Source organism: uncultured Campylobacter sp., assembly GCF_937997465.1.
Classification (GTDB): Bacteria; Campylobacterota; Campylobacteria; order Campylobacterales; family Campylobacteraceae; genus Campylobacter_A.
In genome coordinates, this window is record NZ_CALKTQ010000029.1 from 1 (window position 1) to 8,943 (window position 8,943).

11 protein-coding genes are annotated in these 8,943 nt (G+C 47.5%); 4 read left to right on the top strand and 7 right to left on the bottom strand.

Annotation, left to right across the window (positions count from 1 at the left end; all coding sequences use genetic code 11):
* On the bottom strand, positions 1–494 hold a 494-nt coding region (locus tag Q0546_RS00750), incomplete at its 3' end, for a tetratricopeptide repeat protein (RefSeq protein ID WP_298789622.1).
* A 155-nt stretch (positions 495–649) separates the two neighbouring features.
* Between Q0546_RS00750 and Q0546_RS00755 the strand changes: the two genes are divergently transcribed.
* The 3 genes from Q0546_RS00755 (at position 650) to Q0546_RS00765 (ending at position 3,317) form a co-directional block, all read left to right on the top strand.
* Positions 650–1,744 (top strand): ATP-binding protein, encoded by a 1,095-nt coding sequence (locus Q0546_RS00755; RefSeq protein ID WP_298789624.1) that lies wholly within the window; start codon positions 650–652, stop codon positions 1,742–1,744.
* Between the two features lie 11 nt (positions 1,745–1,755).
* Positions 1,756–2,637, top strand: coding sequence for a hypothetical protein (locus Q0546_RS00760; protein WP_298789626.1), 882 nt, complete (start codon positions 1,756–1,758; stop codon positions 2,635–2,637).
* A 110-nt stretch (positions 2,638–2,747) separates the two neighbouring features.
* Positions 2,748–3,317: a ribonuclease HII gene (locus Q0546_RS00765; protein WP_298789628.1), complete on the top strand. Its 570-nt coding sequence runs from the start codon at positions 2,748–2,750 to the stop codon at positions 3,315–3,317.
* Positions 3,318–3,387: 70 nt separating this feature from the next.
* Here Q0546_RS00765 and Q0546_RS00770 read toward each other — a convergent pair whose 3' ends face one another.
* The 6 genes from Q0546_RS00770 to Q0546_RS00795 form a co-directional block, all read right to left on the bottom strand.
* Positions 3,388–3,768: a hypothetical protein gene (locus Q0546_RS00770; RefSeq protein WP_298789630.1), complete on the bottom strand. Its 381-nt coding sequence runs from the start codon at positions 3,766–3,768 to the stop codon at positions 3,388–3,390.
* A 29-nt stretch (positions 3,769–3,797) separates the two neighbouring features.
* On the bottom strand, positions 3,798–3,965 hold the full coding sequence (locus Q0546_RS00775; protein ID WP_298789632.1) for a hypothetical protein: 168 nt from the start codon (positions 3,963–3,965) through the stop codon (positions 3,798–3,800).
* Between the two features lie 234 nt (positions 3,966–4,199).
* Positions 4,200–5,414: a chorismate synthase gene (gene aroC, locus Q0546_RS00780; RefSeq protein ID WP_298789634.1), complete on the bottom strand. Its 1,215-nt coding sequence runs from the start codon at positions 5,412–5,414 to the stop codon at positions 4,200–4,202.
* Positions 5,411–6,079: a ribonuclease III gene (gene rnc / locus Q0546_RS00785; protein WP_298789636.1), complete on the bottom strand. Its 669-nt coding sequence runs from the start codon at positions 6,077–6,079 to the stop codon at positions 5,411–5,413. The genes aroC and rnc overlap by 4 nt, the downstream gene beginning before the upstream one ends.
* Entirely contained in the window at positions 6,079–6,516 is a 438-nt protein-coding gene (gene rnhA, locus Q0546_RS00790) for a ribonuclease HI (RefSeq protein WP_298789637.1), read from the bottom strand. The genes rnc and rnhA overlap by 1 nt, the downstream gene beginning before the upstream one ends.
* A complete protein-coding gene (locus Q0546_RS00795; protein WP_298789640.1) occupies positions 6,494–7,540 on the bottom strand; it encodes a hypothetical protein in 1,047 nt (348 codons plus the stop codon). The genes rnhA and Q0546_RS00795 overlap by 23 nt, the downstream gene beginning before the upstream one ends.
* A 42-nt stretch (positions 7,541–7,582) precedes the next feature.
* Between Q0546_RS00795 and dnaG the strand changes: the two genes are divergently transcribed.
* A partial coding sequence (dnaG, locus tag Q0546_RS00800; RefSeq protein WP_298789642.1) for a DNA primase occupies positions 7,583–8,943 on the top strand: 1,361 nt, incomplete at its 3' end.

Below are 8,943 nucleotides of genomic sequence, written 5' to 3' on the forward strand. Positions count from 1 at the left end.
TTTACTTCGCCAACAATCTCACATGATAAAAAATCGCCGTTGCCTGTATCGCAGCTCTTTTTCAACCGACTCAGCCCTTCTATGACCGCACGCGTAGTATCTACTTCGGTACCAAGCCCGTTAATATACAAAAACCCGAGATTTCTACAACCAAGACCATCGTTTCCGACATCACAAGATTTAGTATATAACTCAAACGCTTTTTTGTAGTCCCGCTTTACGCCTTTTTCATTTTCGTACATAAAGCCTAGATTATTGCACGACCTGTAGTTTCCATTATTGCAACCCTTTTTATAAAATTTCATCGCCTTGCCGTAGTCTTGCTTTACCCCGTACACCTCAAAGGCAAAATCATAAACTCCGCCCACCACGCCGCACGCCATCTCGTCCCCGGCATTACACTTGTTTTCATAGTCCTTTAGTATATTTGCCATCGGATTATCTATCGCCAAAGCGCTTATTAACATCAGACCAAAAACCGTAATTTTTTTCATAATATCCGCCTTTCAAATAAAAATTTAACGCATTCTATACCCCCCCCCCCTTAAAAAATCGTTAAATTTACCCTTGTTTTTTGGCGTCAAATTTTAACTATCTTCCTCTTTACAAGGAAACTTTGCTATAATTTTCCAAATTTTAAAGGCTAAAAATGCAAACTCTAACCGCACTCTACCAAAGCCCGTCGAAAAACGTCAAATTTATAAATAGAAAATTTGAGATCACAGCACCAAAAACGCTGATAAAAGGCGGTATAGGAAGCGGCAAAACCTCGCTTATCGCTGGCTTTTTGTCGGCATTTGATAGCAAAGAGTTTTTGTACGTAAATTTAGGCGACCTTCGCATAGATGCGGATGAGATTTTGTCAAATTTGCCCGAGTTTTTACGCCAAAATCCGCAGATAAAAATTCTAGCGATCGATGATTTTGAGCAGAGATTTCAGGAAAAATTTGAGCCGATTTTGCAGCTAAATTTATCAAATTTTATCCTAGCCTCACGATTTAGGGACATAAATTTAAGCGGCTTTAGCGAGCTAAATTTGGATTTTTTAGATTACGAGGAATTTATCGCGTTTTTTTCGAAAAAGATCGATCCAGAGATGCTTTTTAGCCACTTTTTGCTTCACGGCAGGAGTCCGGCATCAGCCTTTGGCGACGCCGAAAACGTCGCGGCAAATCTACAAACCGCGCTAAAATCGTCTCTATCCGCCACGCAGCTGGCCGTACTAAAAGAGTGTGCGAAGGCTCAGGCGCAAAATGTGAGCGTTTTTGAGATTTTTAGCACGCTAAAATCCGCCCGCAAAATCTCAAAAGACAGTGTTTACGGCGCGCTTAGCGAGCTGGAAAACATGAGCGCGGTTAGCCTAGTGGAAAAATTTAACGAGCCAAACGCCGCAAAAAGGCTTTATTTTAACGACTTTGCGTCTAAAAGCGCACTAAGTCTAAAAAAGGACTTCGCTAAAAATTTTAACAACACGGTTTTTTGCGAGCTGGCCAAATTTAACGAGCAGATTTTTTATACAAAAGAGCTTGATTTTTTCCTGTCAAAAAGGAAACTTGCGATCATTTGCTCGCCGTTTAGCGATGCGGATTTGGTCTTTTTAAAATTTAAAAAACTGCACGCAAATTTAAAAAATTTAGGTATAAATAGGCTACAAGCAATCAGCGTGGCAAACTCGGGCGAGACGAGCATAGAGGGCATAAAATGCGAGGTCGCACCGTTTTCTCGCTGGGCGCTAGGCATATAAAAGGAGCGGTTATGAGAGCGGTTGCGGCGATATTTTTGGCCTGCGTTTTGGCGCTAGGCTACGAGATCAGACACGAAAACGAGGGCAAAATTTATAAATTTGCAGGCGAGGCGGACGGGAGCAAATTTGAGCTCTACATCAGCGAACTTGAGGCCGAGTTTGAAAATTTTAGCGACAAGGGCGTCGTTTCACCGCCTAAATTTCAAGGGCACGCCTTTTTCGAGGGCGCCAGATACGACTTTAGTAAGGGCAGCATCGAAAAATCGGGCGCCGATATAACTGCCGTAAATGCGGTCACCGAGTGGCTAAATCTAAGCGTGAAAGCGGATAGCGGCGAACTAACGGGCAAACTAGCGATCAGAGGCAAGGCGCGAAAAGTCGTGCTAAAACAGGTCGCGAGCTATGATTTTGCCGCGCTAGGGCTGCAAGAGATCGGGCGAGACGGGGCGCGATTTGAAGCCGTAGCGAGTGACTTTTACTCCTCCAAATTTGCTCAAAATATCAAAAAATTCCTCGCCGCAAAGCTTGAAAATTTTAAATCGACATGGCTCAAAGACCCATCAAAAAACATCGCAAACGCGCTAAATAACCTCGAGTATCAAAACGGCAAAATAAGAAGCGTCTGCGAACTCGGCGCGAGCGGGAAAATCTGCAAAACCGTCTGGCTAAAAAAACTAAAAAAGATAAATTTGAGCGACGTTTTTAAGGATTTAGACGATGCAAATTTAACTGCGATCTTTGCAAAAGAAAAGATAGCTCCGAGCGAAAATTTTACGCTCTCGCCAAGCGGGATTACTTTTTTTGACGGTACGACCGGCAGCAAAAACAGCGAGATCTCGCTACCGCTTGAGCCCATCAAAGAGCATTTAAAGCAAAATTTTGGGCTGTTTTAGGCAATTTTTCCGCCAGAAAAGGGAAACTTTAAAAATGGAAGGCAAAATTTGATACAAATCAAACCGAAATTTGATGACTTAAACTCCAAAAAATATGTGAAAGCATGCCGATGAAAAACAAATTTGACGCCCAAATCTGCGGTATCGACGAGGCGGGACGCGGCGCGCTAGCGGGCCCTTTGGCAGTAGGCGCGTGCGTGCTAAAGCGCGAGATAGCGGGGCTAAACGACTCAAAAAAACTGACTGAAAAGCGACGCGAGCAGCTATTTGGCCAGATCGTCAAAAACTCGGAATTTCTCATCGCGTATTTTTCAAACAAAGAGATCGACGAACTAGGTCTTAGCGAGTGCCTTAGGCGCGCGCTGCGGCTGTTTAAGTCGCATTTTGCGGGCTGCGAGCTGCTCTACGACGGCAATGCAAACTACGGCACCGGCATAAAAACGATGGTCGGAGCCGACGTCAAAGTAGCACAAGTAAGTGCCGCAAGCATCCTAGCCAAAGTAAGCCGCGATGCGCTGATGACGGCGTGGGACGGCGTGTGTACGGGCTATGGATACGCCGCACACAAAGGCTACGGCACGAAAGCGCATCTAGACGCGATCGCAAGTCTTGGCGACTCGCCGCTGCAAAGGCGTAGCTTTCACGTAAAAAGCTTTGAGCGCGGGCTGTTTGATGAGTAAATTTGACTTTGTGTAGCCTTGTTTTCGTAAAATAGATTGAACATTTGCGCGACGATAAATTATACGAATTTTACGCATAAACATCAAAAACTAAAACTATTTTCTTTAAATTTAACTGTTTTATCGGCGACCTTATGAGTGACCGAGTTATGCGATACGGCCTAGTTGCCAAATTTGATTCTACAAGAAAACAAGAGCAAATTTGATATTTACGCATACTTATGATCCCCAGGACAGCTCCCGTTCGACGTAGCGTAAAACTGCAAATTTGGCTTATTTTGCGCAAGATATTTTTAAAAACTACAAAATTTCTCGTAAATGCTAGCAACCGACTCGTTCGTATAAACATCGTGCCGATGCTTAGATTTTCGCGCTTCGTAGTCTGTTTGGCAAGTCTTTTTAGGATGTACTTTTTCTTGCCGTTAGCATTAAAAAGCCTAAATTCATGCACTCCCGGCTCCTTGGCACGCTCTATTTTTTCTATGGCTTTTGCATAAATTTTAGATATTTTGCAGCGTCCGTGAGTAAATTTTCTAAGCTGCCATGCGAGATATTTTTTATATAAAAGATGTCTGTTATGCCGTTTTTCTCGACGTCTATGTCGTAAATATAAATCTGCCAAACATCTTTACTGAGCGCAAATTTCATGCGTTTATGGATGCGGATTTTGACGCTTTCGTTAAGAGCATTTCAGGAAAAGCTTTAGATATAAAAAATAGTGCGAAAACTGCGGATTTTTTATAAATTTCGCGGTGGGATTTTTACGTATTTGTAGCCAAAATTTGCGGCCTTATAGCCCAAATACGCGTAGAAGTCGTCGCAAATTTCGCGCGCGCAGCGTCCGTTTTGCTCTGCTTCGTTTGGAGTGCGGTTATCTTGGAGTTAGCCGTAAATTTTCTTTAAATTCGCAAGATTTGCGCTCAAATTTAAAAGTAGCATATCGGCTGTTACGAGCCTTGCCATCGCGGTGGCTACGACGCTGCCGCGCACTCCGATACACGGATCGTGCCGTCCGCGCAGCTCGCAGATGACGTCCTCGCCGCGCACGTTTTGCGTCGGCTGAGATAAAAATATCGACGGAGTCGGCTTAAAATGCGTCTTTATCACGACTTCTTGCCCGCTCGTCATACCGCCCAGCGTTCCGCCAGCGTGATTTGAGGTAAAACCGAATTTCTCGTTTGAATTTGAGTCGCGGCAAGCCTCGCCGTCCGCCTTGCTTTTACATTCGTCAAATTTGCCGCCGTTTAAATTTGACCGCTCGTCCGCACCGTCAAGAGTAGGGTTATCCGCGCTCAAATTTACGCCTGCATACGCCGCGCTCATCGAGTCGTTATTTTCGCTACCGCGCATCTTGCTAGCGTTTACGCCTTCGCCGATCTCTACGGCTTTGACGCCGTTTATTCCCATCATCGCAGCAGCTACCGCCGCGTCAAATTTATAGTATAACCCCTCGCCAAGCCCCGCCGGTGCGCCGCGGATAACCGTGACGACGCTAGCTCCGACGCTGTCGTGCCCCTGCTTGGCTTTTAGGATTTCCTCTTTCATCGCCTCTTCGTTGCCTAGCGAAAATATCTCCGAGCGTGCCGCCAGCTCAAAATCCAGCTGCTCGCCGCACGAAATTTCGCCCACGCTAGCCACGCCGCTTTGTACGCTGACACCAAACTCGCCCAGCAAAATTTGAGCTATCGCACCGCCCGCCACGCGCACGGCCGTCTCTCTAGCCGAGCTACGTCCGCCGCCTCTGTGGTCGCGGATGCCGTATTTGCGGTAGTAGGCGTAGTCGGCGTGCCCGGGACGAAAGAGCTCGCGTAAATTTTCATAATCGCCCGATTTTTGATTTTCGTTTCGAATGATAAAGCCGATCGGAGTACCGGTGCTTAGGCCATCAAACACGCCGCTTAAAATCTCTACGCGGTCGCCTTCGCTCCTGGCCGTGGCAAATTTCGAGCCGCCCGGCTTTCGTTTGTCAAGCTCGCTTTGGATAAAATTTAAATCGATACGCACGCCCGCGGGAAAGCCGTCTAGCACGCCGCCGATAGCCGCTGCGTGACTCTCGCCAAACGTCGTTAGCGCTAGTTTGCGTCCAAAGGTGTTCACTTGCCCTCTCCTAAAATTTCAAGCGCGGTTTTGGCGGCTTTTTGCTCGGCTTCTTTTTTGCTCTTGCCCGCGGCTCGCGAGATTTCGCGCTCGTTTAGCATCAGCGCGATCTCAAATTCTTTCTTATGATCGGGCCCTTTTGAGCCCACCAGCACGTATTTTGGTATCTCGGCGAAGCGCGCTTGGGTGAGCTCTTGCAGCGCGGTTTTATAGTCTTTTACCATGCGCTCAAAATTTATATCGGGGTAGCATCTCTCAAAGGCCTTTAGGCTGGCCGCGCGCACGGCGTCAAAGCCGCTTTCTAGGTAGATCGCGCCCATCAGCGCCTCAAAGGCGTCCGATAAGATTGATGCTTTTGCCCGTCCGCCGTTGTGCTCCTCGGCAGGCGAGATATTGATGAGCTGGCCTAAATTTAGATATTTGGCGAGCTCGGCAAAGCTTTTTTCATTTACGAGCGCGGCGCGCAGTTTACTTAGATCGCCTTCGCTCAGACGCGAAAATTTGTGAAAAAGATAATCCCCGATCACCAGATCCATCACCGCATCGCCCAAAAACTCGAGCCTCTCGTTGTTTGCGCCGCCTTTTACACTTTTGTGCGTGAGCGCGGTTTTTAGCAGCTTTTCGTCTTTAAATTTATATCCTAATTTTTCTTCCAAATTTCGCATTATTCGCCTTTTAAGCTATTTTTTATCTTTACGGCTTGCTCGCGCGCCATCTCGTCGCAAAGCTCGTTTTGCGGGTGCCCGGCGTGGCCTTTGACCCAGATCGCTTCGACCTCGTGCGGCTCGCTAGCAGCCAGATACTCCTGCCACAGCGGGACGTTTTTTACGTTTTTAAAGTTTTTCTTCACCCAGCCCTCTAGCCACGCATTAACGGCGTTTGCGACGTATGAGCTATCAGTGTAGAGCTTTACGCGGCAGGGCTGCTTGAGCGCCTTTAGCCCCTCGATCGTAGCGCGTAGTTCCATTTGATTGTTTGTCGTGTGCGCCTGCCCGCCGCTTGCCGTTTTTTTGTGCTCGCCGTACTCTAGGATGTATGCCCAGCCGCCGGGACCCGGGTTGTCCAGGCACGAGCCGTCGCTAAAAAGGCATACTGTTTTCATCGGATTTTTCCGTGATGTGGGGCAAAATTTGCACACTGCCTAGCTCGCTACACATCGGACAGCGGTAAAAATGCATCGGAAAGGCGTTTTTGCAGCTCTTGCAAACGTAGTTAAAGCTAAGCGCGGCTTTGTCGTAGTCGGCCACCTTTAACTTCTTTAAAACCTCTAGCTCAAAGCCCAGCGGTACGCCGTCCTCGTCGCTCATGCCTTTGACGAAAAACAGGCTCTTGTACTGGGGATCGGTTAAATTTACGGGCGTGTTTTGATAATAAACCAAATCCAAAACGTTCTCAAGCGGCGGAAAATCGCTAAAATCCTTAAGTCCTGAGCCGCTTAAATTTAACCTCTCCATCGCGATACGCCTCACGAGCGCAAATTCATCTTTTAGCGCTAAAATTTCGCCGATTTTAGCGGCTTCGTCTTTGCTTTTATCCGCTAAAATTTGCAGCGCCTTGATATACGCCGTTTGCGCTCTCACGTCGCTACCGAGCTCCTGCAAGGCGTCCAAAGCCTGCAACGCGCCCTCATAGTCTTTTAGCTTTTCAAAAATTATCGTTAGGGATTTTAGCGCGATTTGATTTCGCGGAGAGATTTTTAGCGCCTCTAAAAACACGCTCTTTGCGCGCTCGAGAAAGCCCGCCTTAAAATAAGTCTGGCCAAGATCGGTAAAAATTTGCTCCTTCGCCGCTCGGTTTTTAGTCCGTTCTAAAGCCACGGCATAGACGTTGATAGCCTTTTCAAAATACCCGCTTTTTGAAAACGTCCCCGCCAAAAAGCACATCGTAGCCGTATCCGCGCCCGAGTTTATCAAAAGCTGTTTGTTTTCATCGCTTAGGCCTTGAGATTTGCCGAATTTTTTCAAAAATCCCGCGATCTCCGCCTTTTCGTCCTTGCTCTTAAAAACGCCCCACGCGTAGCTAAAAACGGCGATCACGAGCACCGCGGCGACTAGCACCACGAGACCGAAAATCGGGTCTCTAAATTCGATAAAAAATATATCCAAAATGCCGCTTTCTATAGTCAAATTTAACGCCGATTATAGCAAAACGATTGTATAATCTCGCTTATGATCGATCCAAAATCAATAGAAAGACTAAAAGCGCAAACCGATATCGTCGATATTGTCGGGCACTATCTGCCGCTGAAAAAAAGCGGAGCGAACTTCGTGTGCGTCTGCCCGTTTCACGACGATAAAAACCCGAGCATGAGCGTGAGCCCGTCGCGCGGGATATTTCACTGCTTTTCGTGCAAAGCCGGCGGCGACGCGATCAAATTCGTAATGGACTACGAAAAGCTAAGCTACCCCGAAGCTGTCGAAAAGATTGCGGGACTGCAAAATTTTACGCTAAACTACGTGCGCGGCGGCGAACCGGCGAAGGAAAACAAACACATCCTAGAAAACGCAAATGTCTTTTACCGCTCGCTGCTCTATAAAACTCCCGCGGCCGTCGAGTACCTGTACTCGCGCGGTATAACAGACGAGCTGATAGATAAATTTGAGCTTGGTTTCGCGCCCGAGAGCGCACAGACGATAAGGCTACTGCAAAACGAGCAAATAGAGCCCAAAGAGGCCCTAGAAGTCGGCATCATAAAGCAAAACGAAAACGGCATCTACGCTAGCTTCATAAACCGCATCACCTTTCCTATCTACACGCACGCCGGGCGGCTCGTGGGATTTGGCGGACGCACAATCAGTGGAAACCCCGCTAAATACGTAAATTCGCCCCAGTCTGCGGTTTTTGACAAATCAACGCTTTTTTACGGCTATCACCTAGCAAAGCGCGAAATTTTCACCAAAAATCAGATCATCATCACCGAAGGCTACATGGACGTCATCATGCTGCACAAGGCGGGCTTTAATAACGTCGTAGCCGTGCTTGGAACCGCGCTCACGACCAAGCATTTGCCGCTTTTAAAGCGCGGCGAGATTAGCGTGATTTTATGCTTTGACGGCGACGACGCGGGCATAAACGCCGCGACAAAGTCCGCCCTGCTGCTTGCACAAAACGAAATCGACGGCAGCGTCGTCATTATTGAGGGTGGTGCAGACCCCGCCGATATGGTGGTAGCGGGCAAGATAGAGTATCTGCGGCAAATTTTTGAAAGCGGCACGGAGATCGGCGAATTTTACATCAGGCATCTAGCTAGCGGCTTTGACCTCTCGCGTCCCGTACAAAAGCAAAAGGCGCTAGAAGCGATCCAGGCCTTTACCGCGAGCTTAAAGCCCGTCGTCGCAAACTCCTACGTCCCGCTCGTGGCTAAAATTTTAAATATAGCCGAGGGGTCGTTTTGGTTAACTAGAGGCGCAAATACGCAAGCCACCCAGGAGCGCATGCAGGCCTACGAAATGCAAAATTTGGGTAAAAATCGGCGCGGGCGTAAAGATATACTTGAAATTCGGTTTTTAAAAACGATGATCGAAAATCC